Annotated in this window: 27 protein-coding genes and 1 tRNA gene; 18 read left to right on the top strand and 10 right to left on the bottom strand. The window is 67.1% G+C overall.

From position 1 onward, the window contains the following. Positions 1 to 27: 27 nt before the first annotated feature. A complete protein-coding gene (locus JNG39_RS17845) occupies positions 28 to 885 on the bottom strand; it encodes a PA4780 family RIO1-like protein kinase (RefSeq protein ID WP_368313336.1) in 858 nt (285 codons plus the stop codon). Positions 886 to 1065: 180 nt separating this feature from the next. Here JNG39_RS17845 and JNG39_RS17840 point away from each other — a divergent pair, with 180 nt between their 5' ends. Together JNG39_RS17840 and JNG39_RS17835 are read left to right on the top strand one after the other, a co-directional pair. After that, on the top strand, positions 1066 to 1281 hold the full coding sequence (locus tag JNG39_RS17840) for a hypothetical protein (protein ID WP_368313335.1): 216 nt from the start codon (positions 1066 to 1068) through the stop codon (positions 1279 to 1281). Between the two features lie 53 nt (positions 1282 to 1334). Continuing rightward, entirely contained in the window at positions 1335 to 1538 is a 204-nt protein-coding gene (locus JNG39_RS17835; RefSeq protein ID WP_368313334.1) for a dodecin family protein, read from the top strand. A gap of 11 nt (positions 1539 to 1549) precedes the next feature. Here the strand turns inward: JNG39_RS17835 and JNG39_RS17830 are convergent, their stop codons facing one another. The 3 genes from JNG39_RS17830 to JNG39_RS17820 are packed head-to-tail and all read right to left on the bottom strand — an operon-like array spanning position 1550 to position 4550. After that, positions 1550 to 2224, bottom strand: coding sequence for an ABC transporter ATP-binding protein (locus tag JNG39_RS17830; protein WP_368313333.1), 675 nt, complete (start codon positions 2222 to 2224; stop codon positions 1550 to 1552). After that, positions 2224 to 3471 carry an ABC transporter permease gene (locus tag JNG39_RS17825; protein WP_368313332.1) on the bottom strand — a complete coding sequence of 416 codons (1248 nt, stop codon included), beginning with the start codon at positions 3469 to 3471 and terminating at the stop codon, positions 2224 to 2226. The genes JNG39_RS17830 and JNG39_RS17825 overlap by 1 nt, the downstream gene beginning before the upstream one ends. After that, positions 3468 to 4550, bottom strand: a complete 1083-nt coding sequence (locus tag JNG39_RS17820) for an efflux RND transporter periplasmic adaptor subunit (protein WP_368313331.1) — start codon at positions 4548 to 4550, stop codon at positions 3468 to 3470. The genes JNG39_RS17825 and JNG39_RS17820 overlap by 4 nt, the downstream gene beginning before the upstream one ends. A 193-nt stretch (positions 4551 to 4743) precedes the next feature. On the opposite strand from JNG39_RS17820, the gene JNG39_RS17815 reads away from it, so the two are divergent. Genes JNG39_RS17815 through JNG39_RS17800 form a run of 4 tightly spaced genes read left to right on the top strand, consistent with a single transcriptional unit; the run spans position 4744 to position 8001 of the window. Then, on the top strand, positions 4744 to 5340 hold the full coding sequence (locus JNG39_RS17815; protein ID WP_368313330.1) for an aminodeoxychorismate/anthranilate synthase component II: 597 nt from the start codon (positions 4744 to 4746) through the stop codon (positions 5338 to 5340). 16 nt (positions 5341 to 5356) lie between these two features. Beyond that, positions 5357 to 6388, top strand: coding sequence for an anthranilate phosphoribosyltransferase (gene trpD, locus JNG39_RS17810; RefSeq protein ID WP_368313329.1), 1032 nt, complete (start codon positions 5357 to 5359; stop codon positions 6386 to 6388). Between the two features lie 49 nt (positions 6389 to 6437). Next, positions 6438 to 7289 (top strand): indole-3-glycerol phosphate synthase TrpC, encoded by an 852-nt coding sequence (gene trpC / locus JNG39_RS17805; RefSeq protein WP_368313328.1) that lies wholly within the window; start codon positions 6438 to 6440, stop codon positions 7287 to 7289. Between the two features lie 7 nt (positions 7290 to 7296). Then, positions 7297 to 8001, top strand: coding sequence for a haloacid dehalogenase-like hydrolase (locus JNG39_RS17800; RefSeq protein WP_368313327.1), 705 nt, complete (start codon positions 7297 to 7299; stop codon positions 7999 to 8001). Here the strand turns inward: JNG39_RS17800 and JNG39_RS17795 are convergent. Next, positions 7998 to 8750 (bottom strand): sulfite exporter TauE/SafE family protein, encoded by a 753-nt coding sequence (locus JNG39_RS17795; RefSeq protein WP_368313326.1) that lies wholly within the window; start codon positions 8748 to 8750, stop codon positions 7998 to 8000. The genes JNG39_RS17800 and JNG39_RS17795 overlap by 4 nt on opposite strands. Positions 8751 to 8892: 142 nt before the next feature. Between JNG39_RS17795 and JNG39_RS17790 the strand changes: the two genes are divergently transcribed. The 3 genes from JNG39_RS17790 (at position 8893) to JNG39_RS17780 (ending at position 10675) form a co-directional block, all read left to right on the top strand. Further along, positions 8893 to 9843, top strand: a complete 951-nt coding sequence (locus JNG39_RS17790; protein ID WP_368313325.1) for a GNAT family N-acetyltransferase — start codon at positions 8893 to 8895, stop codon at positions 9841 to 9843. Positions 9844 to 9944: 101 nt separating this feature from the next. After that, positions 9945 to 10268 (top strand): response regulator transcription factor, encoded by a 324-nt coding sequence (locus JNG39_RS17785; RefSeq protein ID WP_368313324.1) that lies wholly within the window; start codon positions 9945 to 9947, stop codon positions 10266 to 10268. Continuing rightward, positions 10265 to 10675, top strand: a complete 411-nt coding sequence (locus JNG39_RS17780; protein ID WP_368313323.1) for a response regulator transcription factor — start codon at positions 10265 to 10267, stop codon at positions 10673 to 10675. The genes JNG39_RS17785 and JNG39_RS17780 overlap by 4 nt, the downstream gene beginning before the upstream one ends. On the opposite strand, the gene JNG39_RS17775 is transcribed toward JNG39_RS17780, so the two are convergent. After that, positions 10634 to 12430 (bottom strand): ATP-binding protein, encoded by a 1797-nt coding sequence (locus tag JNG39_RS17775; protein ID WP_368313322.1) that lies wholly within the window; start codon positions 12428 to 12430, stop codon positions 10634 to 10636. The genes JNG39_RS17780 and JNG39_RS17775 overlap by 42 nt on opposite strands. A gap of 303 nt (positions 12431 to 12733) precedes the next feature. Between JNG39_RS17775 and JNG39_RS17770 the strand changes: the two genes are divergently transcribed. Both JNG39_RS17770 and JNG39_RS17765 read left to right on the top strand, forming a co-directional pair. Beyond that, positions 12734 to 14590, top strand: coding sequence for a S8 family serine peptidase (locus JNG39_RS17770; RefSeq protein ID WP_368313321.1), 1857 nt, complete (start codon positions 12734 to 12736; stop codon positions 14588 to 14590). Between the two features lie 55 nt (positions 14591 to 14645). Next, positions 14646 to 16907 carry a YadA family autotransporter adhesin gene (locus JNG39_RS17765; protein ID WP_368313320.1) on the top strand — a complete coding sequence of 754 codons (2262 nt, stop codon included), beginning with the start codon at positions 14646 to 14648 and terminating at the stop codon, positions 16905 to 16907. Positions 16908 to 16954: 47 nt separating this feature from the next. Here the strand turns inward: JNG39_RS17765 and crp are convergent, their stop codons facing one another. Next, positions 16955 to 17650: a cAMP-activated global transcriptional regulator CRP gene (crp, locus tag JNG39_RS17760; RefSeq protein WP_144916163.1), complete on the bottom strand. Its 696-nt coding sequence runs from the start codon at positions 17648 to 17650 to the stop codon at positions 16955 to 16957. Positions 17651 to 17993: 343 nt separating this feature from the next. Between crp and speD the strand changes: the two genes are divergently transcribed. Beyond that, positions 17994 to 18779 (top strand): adenosylmethionine decarboxylase, encoded by a 786-nt coding sequence (gene speD, locus JNG39_RS17755; RefSeq protein ID WP_036109987.1) that lies wholly within the window; start codon positions 17994 to 17996, stop codon positions 18777 to 18779. Positions 18780 to 18844: 65 nt separating this feature from the next. Beyond that, positions 18845 to 19531 carry an extensin family protein gene (locus JNG39_RS17750; RefSeq protein WP_368313319.1) on the top strand — a complete coding sequence of 229 codons (687 nt, stop codon included), beginning with the start codon at positions 18845 to 18847 and terminating at the stop codon, positions 19529 to 19531. Here the strand turns inward: JNG39_RS17750 and coq7 are convergent. Continuing rightward, positions 19528 to 20169 (bottom strand): 2-polyprenyl-3-methyl-6-methoxy-1,4-benzoquinone monooxygenase, encoded by a 642-nt coding sequence (gene coq7 / locus JNG39_RS17745; RefSeq protein ID WP_368313318.1) that lies wholly within the window; start codon positions 20167 to 20169, stop codon positions 19528 to 19530. The two genes, JNG39_RS17750 and coq7, sit on opposite strands and share 4 nt — an antisense overlap. A gap of 271 nt (positions 20170 to 20440) precedes the next feature. On the opposite strand from coq7, the gene rplM reads away from it, so the two are divergent. From rplM to JNG39_RS17730, 3 genes are all read left to right on the top strand, one after another. Then, entirely contained in the window at positions 20441 to 20869 is a 429-nt protein-coding gene (gene rplM / locus JNG39_RS17740; RefSeq protein ID WP_144916172.1) for a 50S ribosomal protein L13, read from the top strand. A gap of 9 nt (positions 20870 to 20878) precedes the next feature. Next, complete coding sequence (gene rpsI / locus JNG39_RS17735) at positions 20879 to 21271, top strand: 30S ribosomal protein S9 (protein ID WP_144916175.1); 393 nt, start codon at positions 20879 to 20881, stop codon at positions 21269 to 21271. Positions 21272 to 21328: 57 nt separating this feature from the next. After that, positions 21329 to 21402 (top strand) — tRNA-Gln (locus tag JNG39_RS17730). Between the two features lie 265 nt (positions 21403 to 21667). Here JNG39_RS17730 and JNG39_RS17725 read toward each other — a convergent pair. Continuing rightward, on the bottom strand, positions 21668 to 21964 hold the full coding sequence (locus tag JNG39_RS17725; protein WP_368313317.1) for a hypothetical protein: 297 nt from the start codon (positions 21962 to 21964) through the stop codon (positions 21668 to 21670). A 176-nt stretch (positions 21965 to 22140) separates the two neighbouring features. Here JNG39_RS17725 and JNG39_RS17720 point away from each other — a divergent pair, with 176 nt between their 5' ends. Continuing rightward, complete coding sequence (locus JNG39_RS17720; protein ID WP_368313316.1) at positions 22141 to 24087, top strand: M61 family metallopeptidase; 1947 nt, start codon at positions 22141 to 22143, stop codon at positions 24085 to 24087. A gap of 62 nt (positions 24088 to 24149) precedes the next feature. Here the strand turns inward: JNG39_RS17720 and JNG39_RS17715 are convergent, their stop codons facing one another. After that, entirely contained in the window at positions 24150 to 25019 is an 870-nt protein-coding gene (locus tag JNG39_RS17715) for an NmrA/HSCARG family protein (RefSeq protein ID WP_368313315.1), read from the bottom strand. Between the two features lie 107 nt (positions 25020 to 25126). On the opposite strand from JNG39_RS17715, the gene JNG39_RS17710 reads away from it, so the two are divergent. Next, the gene (locus JNG39_RS17710; RefSeq protein WP_368313314.1) at positions 25127 to 26014 is read left to right on the top strand and encodes a LysR family transcriptional regulator; all 888 of its coding nucleotides are present in this window, start codon (positions 25127 to 25129) and stop codon (positions 26012 to 26014) included. Positions 26015 to 26113 lie beyond the last annotated feature (99 nt).

Below are 26113 nucleotides of genomic sequence, written 5' to 3'. Positions count from 1 at the left end.
GGCGAGGCGCCCGGTTATCGCGCAGGCCTACCAGTCCTCTTCCGCCGCCTCGCGTCCCTGCTGGCGTATCAAGGCCTCCTGGCGCGCATCCTCAATGGCCTCCCGAACTCCGTCGAGATCCACTTCCGATTCGTCGGGGGTGAACTGGCCCGTGAGTGCGGTATCGGGCAGCAGGCCGCCCGCTTCGAACAGCGCCCACATCTCTTCGCCGTACCAGGTGTCCAGCAGATCCGGTGCCCAGCGTCCCAGATAGGCCGTGAGGTTGTTGACGTCGCGCAACAGCATCGTGCGCGCGGCGTTGTTGCCCGAGGCGCTGACGACCTGCGGAAAGTCGATCACAACGGGGCCATCGGGGCCGACCAGCACGTTATACGGCGACAGATCGCCATGGATCAGGCCGCCGCACAGCATCAGCACCACCTGCCGCACCAGCACGGCGTGGAACGCGCGGGCCTCGTCCGCGCTCAGCTCGACTTCGCCCAGGCGCGGCGCGGAAAAACCGTCGGCGTCCGTGACCAGGTCCATCACCAGCACGCCGTTGAAATACCCGTAGGGCCGGGGCACGCGGGCTCCCGCATCGTAGAGCTGGTAGAGCGCGTCGACTTCGGTGTTCTTCCAGGCCTCTTCCTGCTGCTTGCGCCCAAATTTCGTGGCCTTGCCGATGGCACGCGCTTCGCGGCTGCCGCGCACCTTGCGGCCTTCCTGGTATTGCACACGCTGCTGGAAACTGCGCTGCGCCATGTCCTTGTAGACCTTCGCGCAGCGCACCTCGTCGCCGCTGCGCACGACGTACACGGAGGCTTCCTTGCCGCTCTTGAGCGGCCGCAGCACTTCATCGATGACACCGTCGTCGATCAGTGCCTGCAATCCTGGGGGTGTCTTCACGTCTCTCGCGCGGGTGTCGCGGCGGCCGGATCGGCCATGAACGGGGATTCTCGCATCTTGCGGGGCCACGGTGCCATGCGGCCCCCGGTTCCATGAAAACGAAAAGGCGGTATTGACGCCGGTCAACTCGGCGGTAACGCGGATCGCGAAGATGGTCGTGATCCCTCCGGAGCCTTCTTCATGGCAAACGTCATCGTGTTGGGCGCCGGGCTGGCCGGTACGGCTGCGGCTTACGGGCTTCGTGCCGCACTCGGCGACGACGACACCGTCACGCTGGTGGGCGATGGCCCGAGGTTTCAGTTCACGCCCTCCCATCCGTGGCTGGCCCTGGACTCGCGCCGTCGCGATGAACTCGCAGTTGATCAGGGTCAAGCCGGGCCACGGTCCGCGCGCTAGGGTGGAAAACCATGCGCGAACCGGCTTCGCGCATTCCCGCCCGGAGGTTCGCCATGAGCGTCGTCAAGGTCATCGAGATCATTTCCGAATCGCCCGACAGCGTGGAAGACGCCGTCCAGGAAGGGCTGGACCGCGCGGCCCGCACGCTGGACGGCATCAAGGGCGCCTGGATCAGCGAAACCAAGGTCATCACCGGTTCGGACGGCAAGATCACCGCTTGGCGCGTGTGCATGCGGGTGAGTTTCGAACTGGATTAGGCGCACCCGGATCACGGCTGGATCCGGCCGTCGACGATGCGGATGCGGCGATCGGCCTGGGCGGCGAACGACGTATCGTGGGTGACCACCGCCACGGCCCGGCCCTGTTCGTGCGCCAGCGTGAGGATGATCTGCTGCACCGTGCGGCTGGCGACGCTGTCGAGATTGCCCGTGGGCTCGTCGGCCAGGATCAGCATCGGATCGTTCGCCAGCGCGCGGGCGATCGCCACGCGCTGGCTCTGGCCGCCGGAGAGCTGGCGGGGCCATTTGTCGCATTGCGTTTTCAGGTCGAGCGCCGCGAGCAGTTCGCCGGCACGTGCGTGGATCGCGTCCTCGCCGAGGCGTCCGAGCCGACGCATGGGCAGCATCACGTTCTCGCGCGCGGTGAATTCCGGGAGCAGGAAATGCGACTGGAAGACGAAGCCGATGGCGCGAAGGCGCGCCTCGGCGCGTTCCGCGTCGCCATACCCCGCGGTGTCCTCGCCCCTCAGCACGATGTGTCCCCGCGTGGGCTGGTCGAGCAGCCCCATGAGATACAGCAGGGATGACTTGCCCGAACCGGACGGCCCGACGATCGCGACGCATTCGCCCGCGTCGATGCGAAGGCTCGCGTCGTCGACCAGCGTCACGGGCACGTCGGCGTCGAGCCGGCGGGTGACGTGGTCCAGGCGGATCGCCCCGGGCATCAGGTGCCTCCGCGAAGCACGTCCACCGGTTCCACCTTCGCCGCGCGCCGGGCGGGCAGGTAGGACGCGGTCATGGCGGCGAACATCGCCACCCCGCTGGCGAGGGCGAACTGGAACGCGCTCCAGTCGAGCACGAGGTAGCTCACGTCGCTGCTGCCGGGAAAGCGAAAATGCACGCGCATCAGCCCGGCCATCAGCCCGCAGCCGAGCGCGATGCCGAACACGTTGCCGATGGCGCCGATGATGGCGCCCTGGGCCAGGAACATGCGCTCGATGTCGCGTGCCTCGAAGCCCATGGCGCGGAGGATGGCGATGTCGCGCTGCTTCTCGAGCACCACGGTGGAGATCACGTTGTAGATGCCGAACGCCGCGACCACCAGTACCGCGCCCACCACCGCGTACATGATGATGCGGCGGATGGTGAGCGCGCTCATCAGGTCTTCCGAGCGTTCCTGCCAGGACACCGTCTTGTAACGCACGCGCTGCTCGATGCGCGCGGCTTCGGCCAGCGCGGCGTCCGGGTCGACCAGGCGGATCACGATGGTGTTGATGCGGTTGGGCCGGTCGAGCAGCGACTGGGCGCGCTTGAGCGCGACGAACGCCTGCCCGGCATCGAAGTCCGAGCGTCCGGTATGGAACAGGCCGATCACCTTGAACGTGCGCACCTGCCCCGTGGTGCTGGCGACGTTCACGTTGTCGTTCATCGTCAGGCTCATCAACCGGGCCAGTTCGTCGCCGACGACGATGCCGTTCGGATTGGTCTCCAGCTCGTCCAGCGAACCTCGGACCATGTAGCGCCGGATCGTGGACACGCGCACGTATTCGCTCGCGACGATGCCGTTCAGGCCCACGGCGCGATCCTTCCCCGCGAAACTGACCAGTGCCTGCCCACCGAGCAGGGCTGAGGCCTGCAATCCCGGCATGCGGCGGAGGTCGTCCAGTATCCGCGGGTAGCCGCGGATGCCGCGCGTCTCGGTTTGCGGCACGACGTGGTGCAACTGCACGAGCGCCTCGGGAAACATCTGCGCCACCGGTTGCCGCGTGGGCGTGCGGTAGTCGTCCTCGATGGTGACGTGGGGCGCGTTGTCGACCAGCCGATGCATGATGTCCAGCTCCGACCCGCGCATCATGGCCGAGATGGCGAGGAAGAACGACACGCCCAGCACCACCCCCAGAAGCGACACCACGCTCTGCCGGCGCCGGGAAAGCAGATGCCGTGCCGCCATGGCGACGAGCAGCCGGATCATGGCGGTGCGTCCGTGCGCGACGTCCGCACGCGCCGGCCTTCGCGCATGCCGTCGGCCGGTACCGCCACCACGGCGTCGGCGGCGGTCACGCCGGCGAGGATTTCGGCCTGGTGTTCGCCGCGTATGCCGACGGTGACGTGGCGTGCCGACAGCCGCCCGGCGCGCACCGTCCACACGCGGTCGCCGTCCAGCGCGGTGTCGGGCAAAAGCCACGCGCCATCGTGGCGCCGCGTCACGATGTTCACCTCGGCGGTCATGCCCACGCGCAACGGCGTGGCACCGTCGATGGCGATGCGCACGCGGTAGCTGCGCGCCGTGGGGTCGCCCTTGGGGGTCACGGCGGTCACCCGGCCTTGGAAAATCCTTCCCGGGTACGCGTCCGCGCGGATCAGCACGGCGTGGCCCGGGGCCACGCGGGCGATGTCCTCCTCGTCGACGTCGGCGGTCACGCGGGGCGGCGAATCGACGGCGAGCCAGAACACCGGGGAGCCCGCGACGACGAGCTGGCCGATTTCGCCGTCGCGACGGATCACCGTGCCGGCCGTGGGGGCGACCAGCCGGGCGAAGCGAAGCTCCGCGGTCGCCGTGTCGGCCGCCGATCGCGCCGACAGCCAGTCCGAGCGCACCTTGTCGTATTGCGTACGGGCGATGACGCCGCGCGGAAGCAGTGCCGCGTAACGCGCGTACTCGGCGCGGGTGAAGGCTTCCTGCGAGCGCAACTGGGCGAGGTGGCTCACGAGGTCGGTATCTTCGAGCCGGGCGAGGCGTTGCCCGGCGGCCACGCGGTCCCCCTCGTCGACGTCCAGCGCGATCAGCCGGGCGGTGATGCGCGCGGCGATGGGCAGCATGACCGTGTATTCCACGGTGCCGGTGGCATACACCGCTTCGATCGCGGTTCCCCGCCGGGCGTGCACGACGCCGACGCGCGGGGGCAGCATCCACCAGGCCGTCAGGCCACCCACCCCGAGCACGAGCGCCAGCCCCAGGCTCCAGGCGACGGCGTGCCGTCGGCGCTTCGGCCGCGGAGGCGGCGCAGCGTCGGCCACGGCCGGCCTGGCGAGGGGAGCGTCGTCCGGCATGGGCGTCCTCCGGGCAGCCTGGAGGGCCGGCCACCATCGAATATCCGAGCGTCCGTTATCCCCGGCCGGGCCCGGAAGGCTGTTGACGCAGGTCAACCCGCCCGGCGCATCGCGGGCGTCGCGGTTATGCTCGAGGGTTCCGGCCGCTACAATGCGGCCTGGGCTGGACCGCGGAACCAAAGGTAGGCGCAACGTGCTGCTGATGATCGACAACTACGACAGCTTCACCTTCAACCTCGTCCAGTACCTGGGCGAGTTGGGCCAGGAGGTGAAGGTGGTGCGCAACGACGCGCTGACGGTGGCGGACATCCGCGCGCTGGCGCCGTCCCGCATCATGATTTCGCCGGGGCCGGGTGCGCCCGACGACTCGGGCGTGTCGCTCGACGTGCTGCGCGAGATGGCCGGCGAGGTGCCGATCTTCGGGGTCTGCCTCGGCCACCAGGCCCTGGGCCAGGTGTTCGGCGGCAAGGTGGTGCGGGCGCGCGAGATCATGCACGGCAAGACCTCCCCGGTGAAGCACCTCGGGCAGGGCGTGTTCGCCGGGCTGCCGAATCCCTTCGAGGCCACGCGCTACCACTCGCTGGTGGTCGAGAAGGATTCGATCCCCGATTGCCTGGAAGTCACCGCCTGGACGGAACGCGACGACGGCTCCATCGACGAGATCATGGGCCTGCGCCATCGCACTCTCGACATCGAGGGCGTGCAGTTCCATCCCGAGTCGATCCTCACCCAGCACGGCCACGACCTGCTGCGCAATTTCCTCGGCATGCCGCTTCCGCTCGCCGCCTGATCCACCGGGACGTTCCATGCCGATTACCGCTTCCGAGGCGCTCCAGCGCACCATCGAGCACCGCGAGATCTTCCACGACGAGATGATCGAGCTGATGCACCAGATCATGCGCGGCGACGTCAGCCCGCTGATGACCGCGGCGATCCTCACGGGCTTGCGCGTGAAGAAGGAAACGGTCGGCGAGATCACCGGCGCGGCGCGCGTGATGCGCGATCTCTCCGCGAAGGTGGAAGCCGGCTCGCACCCGCATTTCGTCGACATCGTGGGCACGGGTGGCGACGGCGCGTCCACGTTCAATATCTCCACCGCCTCGATGTTCGTGGCGGCCGCGGCCGGCGCACGCGTGGCCAAGCACGGCGGCCGCAGCGTCTCGTCCAAGTCGGGCAGCGCCGACGTGCTGGAGGCCCTGGGCGCCCGCATCGAACTGCTGCCCGCCCAGGTCGCCGTGTGCATGGAGGAGACCGACATCGGCTTCATGTTCGCGCCGAACCACCACCCCGCCATGAAAGTGGTGGCGCCGGTCCGTCGCGAGATGGGCGTGCGCACCATCTTCAACATCCTCGGCCCCCTGACCAACCCGGCCGGTGCGCCGAACATCCTCATGGGGGTGTTCCATCCCGACCTCGTCGGCATCCAGGTGCGCGTGTTGCAGGCCCTCGGCGCGAAGCACGCCATGGTGGTCTGGGGGCGCGACGGCATGGACGAGATATCGCTGGGCGCGGGCACCCTCGTGGGCGAGCTGCGCGACGGCGACGTGCGCGAATACGAGATCGAGCCGGAGGATTTCGGACTCTCCATGGCCTCCAGCCGCAACCTCCGCGTGGAAAACGCGGATGAATCCAAGGCCATGCTGCTCGACGCGATTGCCGGCACGCCGGGGGTGGCCCACGACATCGTCTGCCTGAATGCCGGTGCGGCGCTCTATACGGCCGATGTCACCTCTTCGATACAGGCCGGCATCGATCTTGCCCGGGCCACCATCGCAAGCGGCGCGGCTCGTGTAAAAATGGAGGCGTTCGTGGCCGCCACCCAGCGGCTCGGCGCCTGACTCGCCGTCGCGGCCCCGCGCGCCGGCCTAGCCTTTAGGAAGCGCATCGATGCCCGACATTCTCCACAGGATTCTCGACCGCAAGCTGGAAGAGATCGCCGAACGCAGCCGCAAGCGCTCCCTGGACGATCTTGCCGCGCGCATCGCCGATCTCGAAGACACGCGCGGTTTCGTCGCCGCCATCGACGCCAGGCTGCATGACAACCAGCCCGCCGTGATCGCCGAGATCAAGAAAGCCAGCCCGAGCAAGGGCCTGATCCGCCCCGACTTCGATCCGGCCGCCATCGCCCGCAGCTATGCCGCCGGCGGTGCCACCTGCCTGTCGGTGCTCACCGATGCGGATTTCTTCCAGGGCCATGAAGATTTCGTCGGCCAGGCTCGCGCCGCCTGCGATCTTCCGATCCTGCGCAAGGATTTCATCGTCGACGAATACCAGGTGTACGAAGCGCGCGTGATCGGCGCCGACTGCATCCTGCTCATCGTGTCCGCCTTCGCGCAGAAAGAGGCCGACGGCGACCGCATCTACGACGAGGATCGCCTCACCGAACTGTCGCTGCTCGCCGCGGAACTCGACCTCGACGTTCTCGTGGAAGTGCACAACGAGGAAGAACTCGAAATCGCGCTCGGCATGCCGGCCCCGCTGATCGGCGTGAACAACCGCAACCTGCGCACCTTCGAGACCTCGCTCGGCACCTCGCTGAAGCTCAAGGACCGCGTCGGTCCCGAGACCGCCATCGTCGCCGAGTCGGGTATCCACACGGCGGAAGACGTGCGCATCCTGCGCGAGAAAGGCATCCACACGTTCCTCGTGGGCGAAGCGTTCATGCGCGCCGCCGATCCGGGCGAAGAACTGAAGAAGCTCTTCTTCTCGAACCCGCATCCACACGCTCACCGGCACTGATCCAGCGATGACACAGGGGATGGATGCGGCGGCGACCGACATCGCCGCCGATGCGCGGCGTGTGGCGTTGTTCGATTTCGATGGCGTGATCGTGCGTCACCAGACGCTCGAACTGTATTTCCGCGAGTGCCTGAAAGGCTTCGGTCGCTGGCGGCTGTTGCTGGCCTTGCCGCTGGTGCCCTTCGTGCCGGTGCTGCTGCCGAGCGTGGGCGGCAACCGGTTCCTCGGGCGAGTCTTCCTCCGCGTGGTGACGTTCGGCCGCAGCGAAGCCAGCTATCGCCGGAAGGTGACGGCCTTCGCGCGCGCGTATGCGCGCCGCCCCGGCGTGTTCGTCCGCGATGCGGTGGCGACGCTGCGCCGTCACCTGGACGCGGGCGATCGCGTGGTGATCGTCACCGGCAACGATGCGACGCTCGTGCAGGCCATCCTCGACGAAGTGAACCTCGCCGGTTGCGAACTCCTCGCCTCGCGCACGAAAGGTGGGCTGTTCGGCGTGCGTTTCGTCGTGCACAACGTCGACGGCGTGAAGCCGGTGTCCGTCCAGCGGGCAGGCATCGCGCGTCCTTGTGCCGTCGCGTACGGCGATTCGTTGTCCGACCTGCCCCTGTTGCGCATCGCCGACGCGCCCAAACTCGTCAACGCCCATCCCAAGACGGTCAAGAAGATGCGCAAGCTCCTCGGCGAGCGACTCGAAACGCTCGATTGGTTCTAACGCGCGACGACGATGTAGTTGATCAGCTGGTAGAGGCTGATCCCCACGATCAGGCAACCCACGGCCGTCATCACGTAGCGTGGCGGCAGGTGCTTCACCAGCCAGGCGGCGGCTGGCGCGGCGATGACGCCGCCGGTGAGCAGTCCCAGCACGATCGGCCAGTGGCTGATGCCCAGGTGGGCCACGAGCGTGGTGGAGACGGCGAGGGTCACCACGAACTCCGCCGCGTTGACCGTGCCGATCGTCTGGCGCACCGCGCCGCCGCGGGCGAGCAGGGTGGACGTGGCGATGGGCCCCCAGCCACCGCCGCCGATGGCATCGAGCAGCCCGGCGAAGAAGCCCACGACTCCCTTGTGACGTACGCGATGGTGCGACACCACGCGGCCGGCGGCCCGTACCAGGACCACGATGCCCAGGATCAGCAGGTAGACGTAGACGAAGGGCTTGATCGCGTCGCCCGGCACGCTGGCGAGGAACCAGGCGCCGATCACCCCGCCGATGACGCCGGGGATGGCCAGTCGCCGGAAGGCTTTCCAGTCGACGTTGCCGAAGAAGGCGTGGGCCCCGCCCGACACGCCGGTGGTGAACACCTCGGCCGTGTGCACCGTCGCGCTGGCCACCGCCGGTGGCAGGCCCAGCGCGAGCAGCACGGCATTGGACACCAGGCCGTACGCCATGCCCAGGGCACCGTCCACCAGTTGGGCGAGCAGGCCGACGCCCGCGAAGATGAGGAATTGGCTCCAGTCCATGCTTACCCTGGATATGGGTCAGAAGTAACCATATACGAAGGCCTATGCCTTTTCCGCATGAAAGCGGGTCAAAATTGGTTGCGTGCGGCAATCGGCCGCCGTAGTGTCGTGCTCGCTCCATCAGTCATGTAAGGACTTACGCATGTATCTTTCCTCGCTCCGCGAGCTGGCCCTCGGCAGCCGCCTCAAGGCGTTGAGCGATCACTTCTACCAGGCGGTCGACGAGGTGTACCGGGCGTGCGGGGCGGGCATCGAGTCGCGCTGGTTCCCGGTGCTGCGTTTCCTCCGCGACGTGGGGCCCAGCACCGTCACGGACGTGGCGCTGGCCATCGGCCAGACGCATTCGGCGGTCAGCCAGTTGGCGGACCGGCTGGTGGACGCGGGCATGGTGGTGCGCCAGCGCGATCCGCAGGACGGCCGGCGCAGCGTGCTGGCGCTGACCGACGCCGGCGAGCGCGCGCTGGGCGCGTTGGGGCCGGTCTGGCTGTCGATCCGCCGCGGCATGGCCGAGTCCCTGGGGCCGCGTGGGGCCGAGATGCTCGACGCCATCGACGCCTGCGAACGGGCGCTGGCGGCGCGCCCGGTGGTGCCGGCGATCCTGGCCAAGCATGCCGAACTGGTGCGCGAGAACGTACGCGTGGTGCCCTACGACCCGTCGCTGCGTGAGCACTTCCTGCGCCTCAACCGGCAGTGGCTGGAGCGTTATTTCCGTATCGAGGAGGTGGACCACGCGGTGCTGACCGATCCGGAAGGCATGATCGTCGGCGCCGGCGGCCAGGTGTTCTTCGCGCTGTATGCCGGCGAGGTGGTCGGCACCTGCGCGCTGATCCACGAAGGCGAGGGCGTCTACGAGCTGACCAAGATGGCGGTGGACGAGAATTACCGCGGCCTCGGCGCCGGCAGGAAGCTGCTCGACGCGGCCATCGGCGAATACCGCCGGCTGGGCGGCGGCACGTTGTTCCTGGAATCCAACAGCCGCCTGACGCGGGCGGTGGGCATGTACGGCCGGGCCGGCTTCGTCATGCAGGAGGGCGCGCGGCCGGGATCGCACTACGAGCGTGCGGACGTCTATATGGTTTACGCCGGTCCGTGAGGTGGTGCGGGGACGGAGCATGCGTTTAGCGGTCTATCCATCCACGCCAATAACTGCTATCAAGTCCCGGACGTTCTTTCGATCCAGGCGACCCGCTTTTCATGGAGTTTCGACAGACGCTGGCCACGGCAGGGGAAGCTGTGGCCGAAGAGGCGATCCAGCCGCACGTGGCGGTGGTGGAAGACGATGACGTGCTGCGCGATACGTTGCTCGCGCCGGGTCTGCGCGACTTCGGTTTCAGGGTGACCCCCGTCGGCACCGAGCGCGAACTGGCCCACGTCCTGGATACCGACGGCCCCGATATCGTGGTGCTGGATGTCGGATTGCCCGACGGCGACGGCTTCTCCATCGCCGAGCGGCTTTACCGCCATTCTCGGGTCGGCATCGTGATCGTGTCCGGAAGGCATAGCAAGCCGATCGGGTGAAAGGCCTGACTCATGGCGCCGACGCCTATCTTTCCAAGCCGGTGGTCATGCACGAGCTCGCGGTCACGCTTCGCAACCTCATGCGCCGGCTTCGCCCGCCGCCCTTGGCCCCGGCCGACGTGGCCACGTGGCGGCTCGACAACCAGGCATGGTGCCTGGTGGCGCCCAATGAGGTCTCGGTGGCGTTGAAATCGCATGAGCGCGTCATCCTTCGCACGCTGTTGCAGGTGCCGGGTGAACCGGTGAGCCGCGAACAGCTCATCGCCGCGCTGGGCGGCGATGAACTGTTCGACCCGCATCGCATCGAAGTGCTGGTCTATCGCCTGCGCAGCAAGGTGGCCAGCCGCAGCGGCATGGTGTTGCCGTTAACCGCCGTGCGAGGCAGCGGCTACGTCTTCACCGCGTAGGCCCCGTCGCCACGAGGTCTCCACGAGCTTCGTCGCCTCGGACACCAGCAGGTCGGGGGAGCACGGCTTGTGCAGGATGCCTACGCCCTTGGTCCGCTGGATCGTGGGCGGGAAATGTGAGGACACGACCAGTATCGGCACTTCCGGCAACAGGGCGCGCAGTTGGTCCGTCCAGGCATCGGGATCGTTATCGCCCAGGCGCAGGTCGGTCACGACCAGGTTCAACGTGTGCGCCAGTTCAGCGGCCAGTCGCATCGCTTGCGTGCCGCTCCCCGCCTCGACCACGAGGAATCCCTCGGCCTCGAATCGCCTGCTCCACATCTCGCGCAACACGTCTTCGTCCTCCACGAGCAGGGTGTGGATCAAGGGCGACGGCCGGAGCACGTTGTCGCCGTGGCCGGCTAGCGCGGGAAGGTCGACGAGCAAAGTGGTGCCGCGCCCCTCGAGGCTCTCCACGCCTACCGTTCCCCCATGGCTGCGTACGACGTCGCGCACCACCGCCAGCCCCAGCCCGCTGCCGGCATGCGCGGGCTTGGTGGTGAAGAAAGGCTCGAAGACGCTTTGGCGAACATGCTCGGGCATGCCTTGTCCGTCGTCGCGAAAGGCCATGCGCACGTGCTCGGGAGAGAGCCGGGTGACCTGGATGTCGAAGCGGCCGTCCGGCGGCATGGCATCGCGGGCGTTGGCGGCGATGTTGAGGATCATCAGTTCGAGCTGTTCGGGATCGAAGCGCACGTAACGCGCATCGTCGGCGATGTCCACGCTCAGCGCCACGCCCTGGCTGAACAACTGCCTCAAGACCTGCCGCGCGTCGCGCAAGGCGCGCTTGAGGTCGATCACTTCCAGGCGGGCCACGTCGCGCCGGCCGAAGCTGAGCAGCTTGCGGCTGATGGCGGCGCCGCGCCGCGCCGCCGCCGCCACGCCATACAGCGCCGAGCGCAGCACCGCCGGGTCGTCGCTCTCCTCGCGGGCCTCGGCATAGCCCTCGATGACGCTGAGGATGTTGTTGAAGTCATGGGCCACGCCGCCGGCGAGGCGACCGACGGCTTCCACCTTCTGCGCATGGATAAGCTGTTCGCGCGCGTTCTTGTGCGCGGCGATCTCGTCTTCGAGTACCCGGTTCATCTCCTCGAGCCGGAGACCGCGGCGTTCGGCCGCCATGACGCTGCCACGCAGCGTCGATACGCACTGGTCGAGCACCATGGTGATGGCCAAGTAGCTCAGCGCGAGCGGCAGCACGTTGATGGCGCCCATCATCGGGTGCTGGGCGCCCTTGGCGGCGAGGCGCGATACGTCCGCCGCGCCGCCCGCCGCGAACAGCACGATCAGCAGGCCGTACAGCCGCCACAGGGTGCGCCTGCCGAGGATCAGCCCGCCCAGCACGATGGGAAGCACGACGTAGGTCTGGTCGAGCATGGAACTCATCAGTCCGCGCTGGACGTAGGTCAGCGCCTGCGACAGGAGCATGCTGGCGACGAAAAGGCGTGTCGCGCCCTGCACGTCGCCCCGGCGGATCTTCACCACGCCCACCCACGCCGACGCCGCCACGATCGAATCGGTGCACAGGTCGATCCAGTCCGAGCGGGTGAGCGGATGGATCAGCGCCGCGATGCGATAAGGCCAGATCAGCGGAAGGGAAGAGCCGATCATGATCAGCAGGAGTTGAAGGGCGACGCCATTGCCGCGCGTGGTGTCGTCGCCGCCCGGGATGTCGCGCAGCCAGGCCACGATGGGCCGGAGGATGGGGTTCGTCACTCGCGCTCCTGCGCCGGTGGAAATCGGGGTTCCTTTATAGGCGCGAAAGGGCGGGGATTCACGCACCGAAACTGTCAATGCCGCGATGCCATGCCATCAGTCATGCAAATCGTGAGTTTTCGACAGTTTCCGACAGCGACGGTGCGTGATCGTGACGCGGCTTTGTCATAAGTTCGCCGCTCGCCCGCCGCCAGCGCGGGCGACGGGACGTCGTATGGCCGCCTAGGCGGCCAAAAGGGGTACGGGCAGGTAGGGATCGCACCGGCGGCCGTCCATTCGCACCTTCGGGGAGAACATCGAACCATGCATCGTCCACGCATGCGCCTTCTGGGCGCGCTCGTCATGGCAGCGTCCGTACCCGCGTTCGCGGGAAACGCCACGCCGCCGGTCCAGACATCCTTCGACCGTTTCATCGTCACCTATCGCCAGGGAACCGCCGCCGAATCGGCCGCGACGGCAGCCGTCCAGGCGGCGGGGGCCGCCATCGGACGCATCGGCCTTACCTCCGCACCGGGCTTACGGGCCACGGCGCCGTCGGTGACGCACCTGCGCAAACTCGCCATCGGCGCGCGCGTGCTGAAGCTTTCGCGCAGGCTCGACGCGAACGAGGCCGCGGCCTTTCTCGCCACGATGGCGGCCGATCCCGCCGTGAAATCCATCGTGCCCGACCGGCTGCGACAGCCGGTGCGCGACGTTCGCGCGGACGCCGTCACGGTGCCGGACGACACCTATTACCTGAAGGACCAGTGGCACCTGCGTGCCCCGGACGGCACGCCCGATACCGACGACGCGGTGCCCAACCAGGGCGGTGCGAACGTCGCCGCGGCGTGGTCGCTGGCCGACGGCAACGGCATCACCGTGGCCGTGGTGGATACCGGCATCACGCTTCACCCGGACCTGGATACGTCGCTCGCCGATGCGGGCTACGACTTCATCAGCGATCCGTTCGTTTCCGGGCGGGCCGACAGTAGCCGCGTGCCCGGCGGTTGGGACACCGGCGACTGGACCACCGAAGCGCCGTGGTCGGACAGTTGCAGGATGGAGCCCAGTTCGTGGCACGGCACCCACGTGGCGGGCACCGTCGCCGAACTGACCGATAACGGGCTGGGCATGGCGGGCGTCGCGTTCCGCGCGAAAGTGCTTCCCGTGCGGGTACTAGGGCATTGCGGCGGTTACGACAGCGACATCGCGGACGGCATCGTGTGGGCCGCCGGCGGCCATGTCGACGGCGTGCCGGACAACACGCATCCGGCCCAGGTGATCAACATGAGCCTGGGTGGGCAGGGTCAGTGCACCGCCGACGATCCCATGGAGCAGGCGATCGCCGCGGCCAACGCGCGCGGCGCCGTCGTGGTGGTGGCGGCCGGCAACGACGGCGACGATGCGGCTTTCTATTCGCCGGCCAGTTGCCCGGGAGCCATCACCGTGGCTTCGGTCGGCATCACCAGTCGCCTCGCCTTCTACTCCAACTTCGGCAAGCCGGTGACCCTCGCCGCGCCAGGCGGCGGCATCTACGCCAACGACGGTACCGTCGGCGATCCCGTCACCGAGGGCTTCGTGTACCAGGCCCTCAATGCTGGCGAGACCGTGCCGGGCGATCCGACGTACGGCGGCTACGCGGGCACCTCGCAGGCCACGCCGCATGTGGCCGGTACCGTGGCCCTGATGCAGAGCGCGCGGCTGGCGGCCGGTCAGGCCATGCTGCAACCTGCTGAAGTCGCCGCCGTGCTGAAGCAGACCGCGCACAAACCCAAGGTGGCGTTTCCGTCGGCCACGCCGGCCGGCGCGGGCATCCTCGACGCGGCCGCCGCGGTGCAACGGGCGGTGCTGGGCGACAGCTATACGCCGCAGCTCACCAACGGCCAGCTGCTGAATGGCCTGTCCAGTTACGCGGGCACCTCGGCGTTCTACCAGATCGATGTCCCGGCTGGCGCCCGAAGCCTGGTGGTGCGCACGTTCGGCGGCACCGGCGACGTGACCTTGCAGGTGAAGGTCGGCGCGCGACCCGCCGACGGCGGTTACGACTACCAGTCGGCCCACGCCGGCAACGCCGAGTCCGTCGTGCTGGCCCGCCCCGCGGCCGGCACGTATTTCGTGCGCGTCCTTGGCGTCAAGGATGCCCAGAACCTCAGCGTGCAGGCGAGCTTCATCGCCCCCTGACCCCCTTTCGGAGACATCGATGTATCGGAACTACCGTTCTTGCGTCCGTCATGCCATGACGGTCGCCATACTGGCCGGCCTTGCCGCCGGAACCGCCCACGCCGAGGCGCCGCTCCTCAAGGCGCCGCTGATCGCTCCCTCGCTGCGCGTGCTGCAAGCGGCCGACGTCACGCCGTCCGGCTATTTCGCCGCCAACGGCGCCGCCGATGGCAGTGACGACGCTTACGCCGACGGATATCACAGCGTGGCCGTCGGCGCCGGCGCGCTGGCCAGCAGCGACGATTCGACCGCCATCGGTTCGGGTGCCGTCGCCTTCGACGCCGGCACCACGGCGATAGGTAACGGCGCGATCGCCCAGGGCGAGGGCAGCGTCGCCCTGGGCCAGTCGGCGAATACCGCCGGCGACCACGCCGCGGCGATCGGCTACGGCGCGTCGGCCTCGGGTAGCAACGCCATCGCCTTGGGTACGGGAGCCACGGCCGGCAATGCGGGCGCGCTTGCCATCGGCGGCCTCGCCGTCGACGGTGGCGGTACGCCCGTATCCGACCAGGTGACCACGGCGGCCGGCGACCTCGCCATGGCGATAGGTGCCAGCGCGCAGGCCCAGGGCAACGAAGCCGTCGCCCTGGGATCGTTGGCGAGCAGCTTCGGCCCGGGCAGCCTGGCCGTCGGCAGCGAAGCGCAGGCCATCGGCGACAACGCCACCGTGGTCGGTACCGCCGCCACCGCCGATGGTGAGAGCGCCACGGCGATCGGTGGCGCTTCACAGGTGTTCCCGGGCGTGTTCGACCTGACCCGGGCGGCCGGATACGAATCCACCGCCGTCGGCGCGGCGGCGATGGCCCTGGCCGACGGGTCCACGGCCGTCGGCGGACATGCGAGAGCCGAGGGGGTCGCAAGTATCGCCTTGGGCAAATCGGCCTATGCGCAGGAAGCGAACAATACCGCGATCGGTTACAACGCTGCCGCCACGGGCATCAATTCCATCGCCATCGGCGGCGACGACCGTTCATCCACCTGGGCTTACGGCACCAACAGCGTGGCCATCGGCGACCTCGCCATGGCCAAGGGCGACGATTCGGTAGCCCTTGGCCATTTCGCCAGCCTCGGCTTCAATGCGGCCAACAGCGTGGCGCTGGGCGCGAACTCGGCGACGGACGATGCCGACGTGGTATCCATCGGCAGCGACGGCACGCTCACCAACCGCTACGGCCAGAAGATCCCCGCGTTCACTCGTCGCATCACCAACCTGGGCGCCGGCATCGAAGCCACGGACGCGGTGAACGTGGCGCAGCTGCAGGCCGCCATCGGCCAGGTCAGCACGGGCGATTCGGCGGTGAACGCCGCCGTCGCCAAGGCGTTCGGCGGCGGTGCCGGCATGGGCTTGTCCGGTTTCGTGCCCCCCGTCTACGCCGTGCAGGGCCAGACCTACGGCACGGTGGGGGATGCGTTCACGGCGGTCGACGACGCACTTTCCGGCGCGCTGCAAGGCATCGCCGAGATCCGTGGGCAGATCGCCGGCGGCATGCCGGGCAATGCTCCGGCGGTTCCCGCGGGCGCGGGCGACGGTCTCGCCGTCGGTAGCGGAAGCGTCGCGAAGGACTCGCGCGATACCGCCGTAGGCCATCACGCCACCATCGCCGCCGACGGCAGCGTAGCCGTCGGCAGCAACGCCAACGTCGGCGCGTCGGCGACGAACGCGGTGGCGGTAGGCGCCGATTCGTCCGTGTCGGCGGCATCGGCCACGGCGATAGGGCAGGGTGCGTCGGCCATCGCGGCGAACGGCGTCGCGCTCGGCGCCGGCTCGGTGGCCGACCAGGCCAACACGGTATCGGTGGGCAGTGCCGCCAACCAGCGACGCATCGTCAACGTGGCGGCCGGTACGGCACCCACGGACGCAGCCAACGTCAGCCAGGTGGACCAGGCCCTCGCCACGGCCAAGTCTTACGCGGACAGCGGCGACCAGCAGACGCTCGCGCGCGCCAACGCCTACACGGACGGCAAGGTGGGCAATGCGGTCAGCCGCAGCGACTTCGACGGCTTCCGGAACCACGTCGACGACCAATTCCATAAGGTCGGCCAACGGCTCGACCGGGTGGGGGCCATGGGAACGGCGCTTTCCCAGATGAGCATGAACACCTCGGGGCTTTCCGGAGAAAACCGCGTGGGCGTCGGAGCGGGCGCCTACGGCGGCCAGTCGGCGGTCGCTGTGGGCTACCAGCGTGCCTTCAACCGCAACCGGGCGAGCGTATCGATCGGCGCGTCGAGCTCGGGCTCGGAGAGCACGGTGGGCATCGGCGGCGGCTTCAGTTGGTGAAGTAGGAAGGCGGGCCGCCGAGGGCGGTCCGCCTGACCATGAGGGGTTCAGCGGGTGCCGCGCACCACGATCGTCTTGCCGGACACGTCGATCATGCGCTCTTCCTCGAGCTGCTTGAGCACGCGGCCCACCATCTCGCGCGAGCAACCGACGATCCGGCTGACTTCCTGGCGCGAGATGCGGATCTGCGTGCCGTCCGGGTGGGTCATCGCGTCGGGCTCCTGGCACAGATCGAGCAGCGTGCGCGAGACGCGGTTGGTGACGTCCATGAACGCCATGCGGCTCACCTGGCGTGAGGTGCGCAGCAGGCGGTGGGTGAGCTGGGAGCCGATGGCGAACAGCAGCTTGGGACATTCGGCGGCCAGCGGGCCTTCGAGCAGCTGGAACAGCCGCTCGTAGCTGATCTCCGCCATCTCGCAGGCCGTGCGCGTGCGCACCAGCGACTCGCGCTGCGCCTGCTCCACGAAAAGGCCCATCTCGCCGATGAACTGGCCCCGGTTGATGTAGGCCAGGATCAGCTCGCGGCCTTCCTCGTCCTCGGTGCAGACGGCCAGGGAGCCGTCCACCACGTAATAGAGCGTATTGGCCGGATCGCCGGGGCGGATGATCGCCGTCTTGCCGGGATAGCGGCGCCGGTGACAGGCGTCGAGAAAGCGGCCCATCGCGGCCGGATCGGGGGCGAAGCTCGAAGGGGCCTGTGACCGTTCGAACGCCTGTTGCAACAGATATTTAAGTTGTGCCACAGCGGATTCCGTTAAGCCTCAATGGCATGGCATGACCCCCAACGTCGACGGCCCCGACGGAAAACCGTCAGGCGTCGTCGACTCGCCATGTCCCCGTGTCCGGATTATGGCAGACATCCGGTCACCGGAATCCACCTATTCGGGGGACGGGATCACGGAACGTGTTCAAATCCTGACCATCTTGCCCCATAATTTCACCCCCTCGGCGCATGGGCCCTGTCTCACGCCGTTCACGAGGGGCGGGCACACTGCCCGTCTGCGCGTCGCCTTTCATCCTATTGCGGGGACCCTTGCTGCTAACCCGCGTCTGCTGCTGGCCGTTCCCCGGCCTCGGAGAGTCGCTGTGGTCAAACCGCTTCCCCGCCTTCGCCTGCAGGGTTTCAACAACCTTACCAAGGCGTTGAGCTTCAACATTTACGATATCTGTTACGCCGTCTCGGAGCAGCAGCGTCAGAACTACATCGAATACATCGATGAGCAGTACGACGCCGACCGCCTGACGCAAATTCTTACGGATGTGGCCGAGATCATCGGCGCCAACATCCTGAACATCGCCCGCCAGGATTACGATCCGCAGGGCGCGTCGGTCACCATCCTCATCTCCGAGGAACCGGTGGTCGAGAAGCTGGGCCGCGACACCATTTCGGGCGCCGTCGTGGCGCATATGGACAAGAGCCACATCACCGTCCACACGTATCCGGAAACGCACCCGCACAACGGCATCGCCACGTTCCGCGCCGACATCGACGTGGCCACCTGCGGCGTCATTTCCCCGCTGAAGGCGCTCAACTACCTGATCGACAGCTTCGAGTCGGACATCGTCATCGCCGACTACCGCGTGCGCGGCTTCACGCGCGACGTGAAGGGCAAGAAGCACTTCATCGACCACAAGATCAACTCGGTGCAGGACTACCTGGCCAAGCACATCCGCCAGAAGTACGAGATGTTCGACGTGAACGTCTACCAGGAAAACATCTTCCACACCAAGATGCACATCAAGGACTTCGACCTCGACACCTACCTGTTCGAGGCCCAGGCCGACGACCTCTCCTTCAAGGAGCGCCAGCGCATCGAATCGCTGCTGCGCCGCGAGATCGAAGAGCTCTTTCACGGCCGCAACCTGATGTGACGACGAGCCCCGCGAAAGCGGGGCTTTTTCGTTGGGCTTCACCTCGTCCCGGCTAGGGTGCGTCCATGCGTGCCTGGCTGCTATTTGCCCTCCTGCTGGCCGTGGTGGCCCTGGTCTGGTCCAGCGGCTGGCGGCCGCCCGACCGCTACAACCCGTGGGCGCCGCTGGACCTGCGCGCCGAGCCCGATCTCTTCCTCGGCTACAAGCTTTCCCGGCTGGCCGACGATGCGCCACGCTGCCGGGCGGCCCTGCGCGATGCCGGAGCCGTCTTCGAGCCGCTGGCCGATCGTGAGCAGGCCGGCGGATGCGGCTGGTCGAACGCGGTGCGCCTCTCCGCGCTCGCCGATGCGAAGCTCGCCTCGCCCGTGATGCTCACCTGCCGTCTCGCGGCCTCGCTGGTGCTGTTCGACCGCAACGTGCTGCAACCGGATGCGCGGGTCGCCTTCGGCCAGCCGGTGCGCGCCATCGATCACGTGGGCAGCTATGCCTGCCGCAATGTCTACCACCGCGACCAGGCGCCGCTCAGCCGCCATGCCCGCGCGGACGCCTTCGACATCACGGGGTTCCGGCTGGGCGACGGCCGCCGGGTAAGCATCGAAGAGGACTGGGTCGACCCCGCCCGCGCGCCGTTTCTCCGGGCCTTGCAGGGCGACGGCTGCCACTACTTCGGCGCCTTCCTGGGGCCGGATTACAACGCGGCCCACCGCACCCACTTCCACGTGCAGGGGCGCGGATACGGCTTCTGCCACTAGAGACGGTAGGCCACCGTCTTCATGACGGCGGAGGCCGCCTGCATCAGGCGCGGAATGGGGAAGGGCAGGTCGACGCCGCCGCGAGCCTGCGCGGCCTCGGCGTGGCGCACCTCGTCAACCTGCATCTGGCGCAGGATGGCGCGGGAGCGCTCGTCCTGCGACGGCAGGCGCTCGAGATGCTCGGCGAGGTGAGCCTCCACCTGGCGTTCGGTTTCCACCACGAAGCCCAGGCTGATCGGGTCGCCCACGGCCGCCGCTGCCACGCCGATGGCGTAGCTGCCGGCGTACCAGAGCGGATTGAGCAGGCTGGGGCGGCTGTCGAGCTGTTTCAGGCGCTCAGCGCACCAGGCAAGGTGGTCGGTTTCTTCCTGCGCGGCGTGCATGAGGTGGGCGCGGGTCTCGTCCGTGCGGGCCAGGGCGGCCTGACCGTAGTAAAGCGCCTGGGCGCAGACCTCGCCGACGTGGTTGATCCGCATCAGCCCCGCGGCGTGGCGACGCTCGGCATCGTCCATCGCGGCGTCGGGCACGACGTCTCCCGGGGAGGGGCGTGCCGCCTCGGGCGAACCGGCCACCGCCTCCATGGCGCGCTCCAGGCCGGCCAGCAGGCGGTCGAAAGGGCTCAGCGTGCGGACGGACATGGGAGACTCCTGACGAAGGGGGATGACACACGTTACAATGCGCGCCGCCCCGAACGGAGCCATCGCCGCTGCGGCCGCTTGTCGCGCCGATGGATGTCCCGTCCGTGGCGGGGTTGCGATACGGCCATGTTGTCATGTTATGATTGTCGGCCCGAAGCTCACCTATCTGGTGGGCTTGCGCGATGAAGGGCGGTTCCGCTATTCTCTCGCGTCTTTGCTTTCACCGATTCCGTGTTCCGCCTCTCACGGCGGCAAACCAGGTATTTTCGAAATGAAAACGTTCAGCGCCAAGCCGGAGAGCGTCAAGCGCGATTGGTTCGTGATCGACGCCACGAACAAGACCCTGGGTCGTCTGTCGACCGAGGTCGCTCGCCGTCTCCGTGGCAAGCACAAGCCGGAGTTCACCCCGCACGTCGATACCGGCGACTACATCGTCGTGATCAACGCCGGCAAGGTCGCTGTCACCGGTGCCAAGCTGGACGACAAGATGTACCACCGCTTCACCGGCTACGTCGGCAACCTGAAGACCACCAGCCTCAAGGATCTTCTGGCCACCTACCCGGAGCGCGTGATCGAGATCGCCGTCAAGGGCATGCTGCCGAAGAACCCGCTGGGTCGCGCCATGTACCGCAAGCTCAAGGTGTACGGCGGCGCCGAACACCCGCACACCGCACAGCAGCCGCAGGCGCTGGAAATCTAAGGAACCGACATGGCTACCCAGCAGAATTACGGTACCGGCCGCCGCAAGACCTCCGCCGCCCGCGTGTTCCTCCGCAAGGGCACCGGTGGCATCGTGGTCAACGGCAAGCCGCTCGATCAGTTTTTCGGCCGCGAAACCTCGCGCATGATCGTCCGTCAGCCGCTCGAGCTGACTGACAATTCCGAGAAGTTTGATATCATGGTCACCGTCGCCGGTGGCGGCATCACGGGTCAGGCCGGCGCCATTCGCCTCGGCATCGCCCGCGCCCTCGTCGAGTACGACGAAGCGCTCAAGTCGCCGCTTCGCAAGGCCGGTTTCATGACCCGCGACGCCCGCGAAGTCGAGCGTAAGAAGGTCGGTCTCCACAAGGCCCGCCGCGCCACGCAGTTCTCGAAGCGCTAATCATCGCGCTTCAAACTTCGGTGCTCCAAGGTCAGAGCGCATCGAAGCCCGGTTTATTGGGAGATCGTCTAACGGTAGGACAACGGACTCTGACTCCGTTTATCTAGGTTCGAATCCTAGTCTCCCAGCCAAACAAGCAAAAGGCCTCGCGAAAGCGAGGCCTTTTGCTTTTCAGGACTTGCCGTTCGGTCCAACTCCTTTCCTGCAAGCGACGACATACCGCTTCGGCGAGTCCGCTAAGGCGCGCGCCTGACGTCATTCATGCCACCGATCAGGCACGGACCCGGAACGTACGTGTTTTGACCTATTCCCACGACGCACGCTGACACGACGTAGCTTGTTGGCAGAGCACCGACAGCCGCCCCGGCGTCAGTGTCGGTACTCGATGTCGCGGTGCTATTTCACGTCGACGGAAGAGACGCGACCCGCCAGCACCGGCACGCCGGTCGCGTCAGCATCCGATGTGGAGCCACCGGTATGAATGAAGTACTGGTCCGGCGCCAGGTCGTCGACGTGGAAGGTACCTGCCTTGTCGCACGTCGCGCCAACGACCGCCTTCGAACGCTCGGCGGTGATCACCAGCTGTTGGCCGGCCTTGCAGTGGCCTTCGATCTTTCCGGCGCCGGTAGCCGCGAATGCGGGCGTGCCGATGAGCAGGGTGGACAGCAGGGCAGCCGATAGCAATGCACGCATGGATGAAACACCTCGATGAGTGGGGGGAGGACGCATCAGGCGCCCTAGGTAGATATTACGGGTTTCATCTTCACCACATCCGTGCCATCGGTTGGGGGCACTCGGCGCGATCGTTTCTCCCGGCGATGGGGGTGATGGTAAGTTGCGCGCTTATCGTCCCATCGCCGGATACCGCCATGTCCCACGTTCGTCGCATTGCGTCGCTTGCCGCCCATCGTAAATTCTTGCTTGGTTTGGCCTTGATCACAGGCACGGCGGCAGGTTCCGCCGTTGCCGAGCAGATCGGCAACGACGCGGTGCCGCCACCGCGGGATGTGCCTTACACGGGGCAGATCAAGCTTCATGTCGATGCCAGCGATACGGCCCAAGGCATTTTTCGCGTCCATGAAACGATACCGGTCAAGGCAGGCGAGCTGACGCTTCTGTATCCCCAGTGGATACCCGGTGACCATTCGCCGTCCGGCCCGATCGCGATGCTCGCCGGACTCAAGCTCACGGCGAATGGCAAGCCGTTGGCGTGGAAACGCGACACGTACAACGTGTACGCCTTCCATCTCGATGTGCCCACGGATGTATCGGCGATCGACGCCGAGTTTCAGTACCTCTCGCCGCGCGACGGCGGCTTCGAGATCACCGATCGCATGATGGACATGGAGTGGAGCAAGGTCGCCCTGTACCCAGCCGGCTATTTCACGCGGGGCATCACGTTCGTGCCCAGCATGACGCTGCCGCATGGCTGGCAGTTCGGCACGGCCCTGGAAACGGCTTCACCGTCCGGCGATACCACCACTTTCAAGCCGGTGACGTTCGACAATCTCGTCGATTCCCCCGTGTACGCGGGCCGCTACTTCAAGCGCGTCGACTTGAATCCGGGTGACAAGGCACCGGTGCACCTGGATGTCTTCGGCGACAAGCCCGGCGACCTGGAGATGACGCCCGAGCAGGTCAAGGTGCATCGCGCGCTGGTCACGCAAGCGGTGAAACTGTTCGGTTCACATCACTACGATCACTACGACTTCCTGTTCTCCCTGTCGGACCAGTTGGGTGGCAACGGCACGGAACATCATCAATCCAGCGAGGACGGCCTGGGTTCGGATTACTTCACCGCCTGGAACGAGGCGGCGCCCGAGCGCGACCTGCTGGCTCACGAATACGTGCATTCGTGGAACGGCAAATTCCGCCGCCCCGCCGATCTTTGGACGCCCAATTTCAACGTGCCCATGGGCGATTCGCTGCTCTGGGTGTACGAAGGGCAGACCCAGTACTGGGGATTCGTGCTGACCGCGCGCTCGGGCATCTGGTCGCCGCAGCAGTTCCGCGATGCCCTGGCCATGACGGCCGCCAACTACGATCGCAATCGCGTCGGGTTCCAGTGGCGTACGCTCGAGGACACCACCAACGATCCGACGGCCGCCCACCGGACGGCACTGCCGTATCGCAGCTGGCAGATGAGCGAGGAGTATTACAGCGCAGGCCAGATGATGTGGCTGGAAGTGGACGCCAAACTGCGCGGCCTCACGCACGACAGGAAATCGCTCGACGATTTCGCGCATGCGTTCTTCGGTGTCGACGACGGCAGCTATGTGCCCAGGACCTACACCTTCGACGAGGTGGTGGCCACCTTGAACGGCGTGGCCCCGTACGATTGGGCCACCTTCCTGCGCGCGCATGTCGCGACGGTCAACCCGCCGCTGCTCGATGGCATCGCGGCCACCGGCTGGAAGCTGGTCTACACCGATCAGGAAAGCGCATACGAAAAGCAATACAACAGCCGCCATGAGCCATCCCGGCATCTGTACAACTTCGCCTGGTCGATCGGCCTGACGATGAACGACGAGGGTGAGGTCAACGACGTGCGCTGGGATGGTCCCGCCTTCAAGGCCGGTGTCAGCACCGGCGCGACCCTGGTCGCGGTAAACGGCAAGGCGTATTCGAAAGACGTGCTGAAGAACGAGATCGCCGCCGCCAAGGGCGGGCAATCGCCCATCGTGCTGCTACTCAAATACCAGGGTGGCTATCGCACGGTACCGGTGGATTACCACGACGGCTTACAGTACCCGCACCTCGTACGCGTCGAGGGCACGCCGGACTACCTCAGCGAGATCATCGCCGCGCATAAGTAAAACGGCGTCACCGGAACGTGGGTGCGAGGCCTTGCTCCGCGAGACCTCGCGCCCACGTTCCCTCAGCCGGCTTGAACCACCTCGCGTGCGAAGTCGCGGTACGACCGGAGCGGGCGTCCCAGCATGGTCGTCAGGCGCTCGACATCGCCGGGTACGGGCAGCATGCCGTCGCTGATGAAGCGTTCGCTCATCAGGCGCATGTCGAAGGCGGTCCAGCCGGGCATGTGCTGTCGCAGGTTGGCTTCGAATCCCGCCGGGTCTTCGCCGGGATACGCCACCGGACGGCCGAGCACGTCGGACCAGATGCCGGCGATGTCTTGACCGGTCAACGTCTCCGGCCCCACGACATGGAACCGTTCCAGCGGAAGCGGCGTGTCGGCCTGCTCGCGGCGCTGCAGTTCGATGGCGGCGATCTCGCCGAGGTCGCGTGCATCGATCATCGCGAGCCCCTTGCCGCCGATCGGCATGGGGTAGATGCCGTGCTCGATGATCACGTCCTTGATGGAGCGATCGTTGTCGAAGAAGTACGCCGGGCGAAGGATGGTCGCGTGGATCCCCATGGTTTCGATCATGCGCTCCACCGTGAACTTGACGGCGAAATGGGGCACGTTGACGTAGACGTCGCTGTGGATCACCGACAGGTACACGATGCGCTCGATGCCCGACTCGCGCGCCACGTTGAGCGCGACGAGGGCCTGCGTGAACTCGTCGGAGGTGACCGCGTTCAACAGGAACAGCGTGGATACGCCCGTGAAGGCGTTGCGGAGGGAATCGACGTCGAGCAGGTCGCCTTGGGCGATCGCCACGCCCTCGGGCAGCCTGGCCTTGGAAGGATCGCGAACGAGCGCCCTGACGTCGGCGCCGCGCTTGACGAGCTGATGGACGACTTCGCGGCCAACGGTGCCGGTGGCGCCGGTAACGAGGATGGTCATGGTGTGTCTCCCGAAAGGTATGAGTGAGGTGTCCACTACGATAGGTAGTGCCATGGGAGAAACACAGATCGTAGAATGGAGATACCTCGTATCAAAAATGAGACGGTATGGATCTGAGCGCTCTCGAGGATTTTCAGCTGGTGGCGACCCACGGCGGCTTTGGCAAGGCCAGCCGGGCAACCGGCCGGTCCAAGGCGACGCTGTCGCGCCGGGTCGCGGATCTCGAGGAGGCGCTGGGCGTTCGCCTGGTGGAGCGAGGGAGCCAGCGCCTCGCGCTGACGGAGGCCGGGCAGGCGCTCCTGAGCCGGACCGAAGGCCCCCTTCGCGAGGTCGGTGAAGCGTTCGCCGCCGCGCGGGACGGCATGGGGGCGCCGCGGGGCCGATTGCGCATCGCCGCTCCGCAACTCTTCTCCCAGGTGGCCTTGGGTGCGCTCGTCGCCCGGTTCGTGGCGTCGTATCCCGAGGTCCAGGTCGAGACCATCTCGGAAGATCGTTTCGTCGATCTGGTCGAGGAGCACTTCGACATCGCCATTCGCATCAACCCGCAGGACGACAGCAACCTCGTGGGACGATGCTTCGCCAGGGACCGTCTCGTGCTGGCGGCGCCGCCCTCGATTCCGATACCCAGGGAGCACGGCGAGGGCCCTGTTACCGTACCCGCCGTCGTGATGAGCACCTACCGGGACGGTGATGTCTGGACGGCTCGCGGGGGCGGACTCACCGTGTTTCCGCAGCCGGTGCTCCGCCTCTCGTCGCTCTTGATGGTGCGCGATGCCGTCGCCGCCGGCGCGGGCGTGGCGCTCCTGCCGCAATCCATCCTGGGGAGTGCCATCGAGCGTGGGACGGTGGTGACGTGGGGGAGCGTAGGCAGCGAAGTCGAACTCTGGGTGTTGCATACCTCGCGTCGCCTGCAGAGTCCGAAAGTCAGGGCATTCGTCGAGTTCATCGTCGACCAGTATCCCGACGGCTCGTTCACGGCAGCCGCGTCCCGGTGACCTGATCCTCCGCGTACGTCGCGCTTCTTCTGCTGTGAGCAGTGCGCCAGGACAGGCCATGACGACGTAGTCCATAGGTCACTTCCCCTCTCGTGACTA

Origin of the sequence: Luteibacter sp. CQ10 (genome assembly GCF_040900725.1) — a bacterium.
Lineage (GTDB): Bacteria > Pseudomonadota > Gammaproteobacteria > Xanthomonadales > Rhodanobacteraceae > Luteibacter.
The sequence above is the reverse complement of the archived record's forward strand: the minus strand, read 5'-3'. Positions and strand labels throughout refer to the sequence as shown.

Excerpts from the sequence above, each read along its gene's own strand:
- rpsI (WP_144916175.1), top strand. The coding sequence starts at position 20,879 with ATGGCTACCCAGCAGAATTACGGTACCGGCCGCCGCAAGACCTCCGCC.
- JNG39_RS17710 (WP_368313314.1), top strand. The coding sequence starts at position 25,127 with ATGGATCTGAGCGCTCTCGAGGATTTTCAGCTGGTGGCGACCCACGGC.
- JNG39_RS17840 (WP_368313335.1), top strand. The coding sequence starts at position 1,066 with ATGGCAAACGTCATCGTGTTGGGCGCCGGGCTGGCCGGTACGGCTGCG.
- JNG39_RS17785 (WP_368313324.1), top strand. The coding sequence starts at position 9,945 with ATGGAGTTTCGACAGACGCTGGCCACGGCAGGGGAAGCTGTGGCCGAA.
- trpC (WP_368313328.1), top strand. The coding sequence starts at position 6,438 with ATGCCCGACATTCTCCACAGGATTCTCGACCGCAAGCTGGAAGAGATC.
- JNG39_RS17715 (WP_368313315.1), bottom strand. The coding sequence starts at position 25,019 with ATGACCATCCTCGTTACCGGCGCCACCGGCACCGTTGGCCGCGAAGTC.
- JNG39_RS17770 (WP_368313321.1), top strand. The coding sequence starts at position 12,734 with ATGCATCGTCCACGCATGCGCCTTCTGGGCGCGCTCGTCATGGCAGCG.
- rplM (WP_144916172.1), top strand. The coding sequence starts at position 20,441 with ATGAAAACGTTCAGCGCCAAGCCGGAGAGCGTCAAGCGCGATTGGTTC.
- JNG39_RS17800 (WP_368313327.1), top strand. The coding sequence starts at position 7,297 with ATGACACAGGGGATGGATGCGGCGGCGACCGACATCGCCGCCGATGCG.
- JNG39_RS17725 (WP_368313317.1), bottom strand. The coding sequence starts at position 21,964 with ATGCGTGCATTGCTATCGGCTGCCCTGCTGTCCACCCTGCTCATCGGC.
- JNG39_RS17750 (WP_368313319.1), top strand. The coding sequence starts at position 18,845 with ATGCGTGCCTGGCTGCTATTTGCCCTCCTGCTGGCCGTGGTGGCCCTG.
- JNG39_RS17795 (WP_368313326.1), bottom strand. The coding sequence starts at position 8,750 with ATGGACTGGAGCCAATTCCTCATCTTCGCGGGCGTCGGCCTGCTCGCC.
- JNG39_RS17720 (WP_368313316.1), top strand. The coding sequence starts at position 22,141 with ATGTCCCACGTTCGTCGCATTGCGTCGCTTGCCGCCCATCGTAAATTC.
- trpD (WP_368313329.1), top strand. The coding sequence starts at position 5,357 with ATGCCGATTACCGCTTCCGAGGCGCTCCAGCGCACCATCGAGCACCGC.
- JNG39_RS17820 (WP_368313331.1), bottom strand. The coding sequence starts at position 4,550 with ATGCCGGACGACGCTCCCCTCGCCAGGCCGGCCGTGGCCGACGCTGCG.
- JNG39_RS17825 (WP_368313332.1), bottom strand. The coding sequence starts at position 3,471 with ATGATCCGGCTGCTCGTCGCCATGGCGGCACGGCATCTGCTTTCCCGG.
- JNG39_RS17765 (WP_368313320.1), top strand. The coding sequence starts at position 14,646 with ATGACGGTCGCCATACTGGCCGGCCTTGCCGCCGGAACCGCCCACGCC.
- JNG39_RS17835 (WP_368313334.1), top strand. The coding sequence starts at position 1,335 with ATGAGCGTCGTCAAGGTCATCGAGATCATTTCCGAATCGCCCGACAGC.
- coq7 (WP_368313318.1), bottom strand. The coding sequence starts at position 20,169 with ATGTCCGTCCGCACGCTGAGCCCTTTCGACCGCCTGCTGGCCGGCCTG.
- JNG39_RS17790 (WP_368313325.1), top strand. The coding sequence starts at position 8,893 with ATGTATCTTTCCTCGCTCCGCGAGCTGGCCCTCGGCAGCCGCCTCAAG.
- JNG39_RS17830 (WP_368313333.1), bottom strand. The coding sequence starts at position 2,224 with ATGCCCGGGGCGATCCGCCTGGACCACGTCACCCGCCGGCTCGACGCC.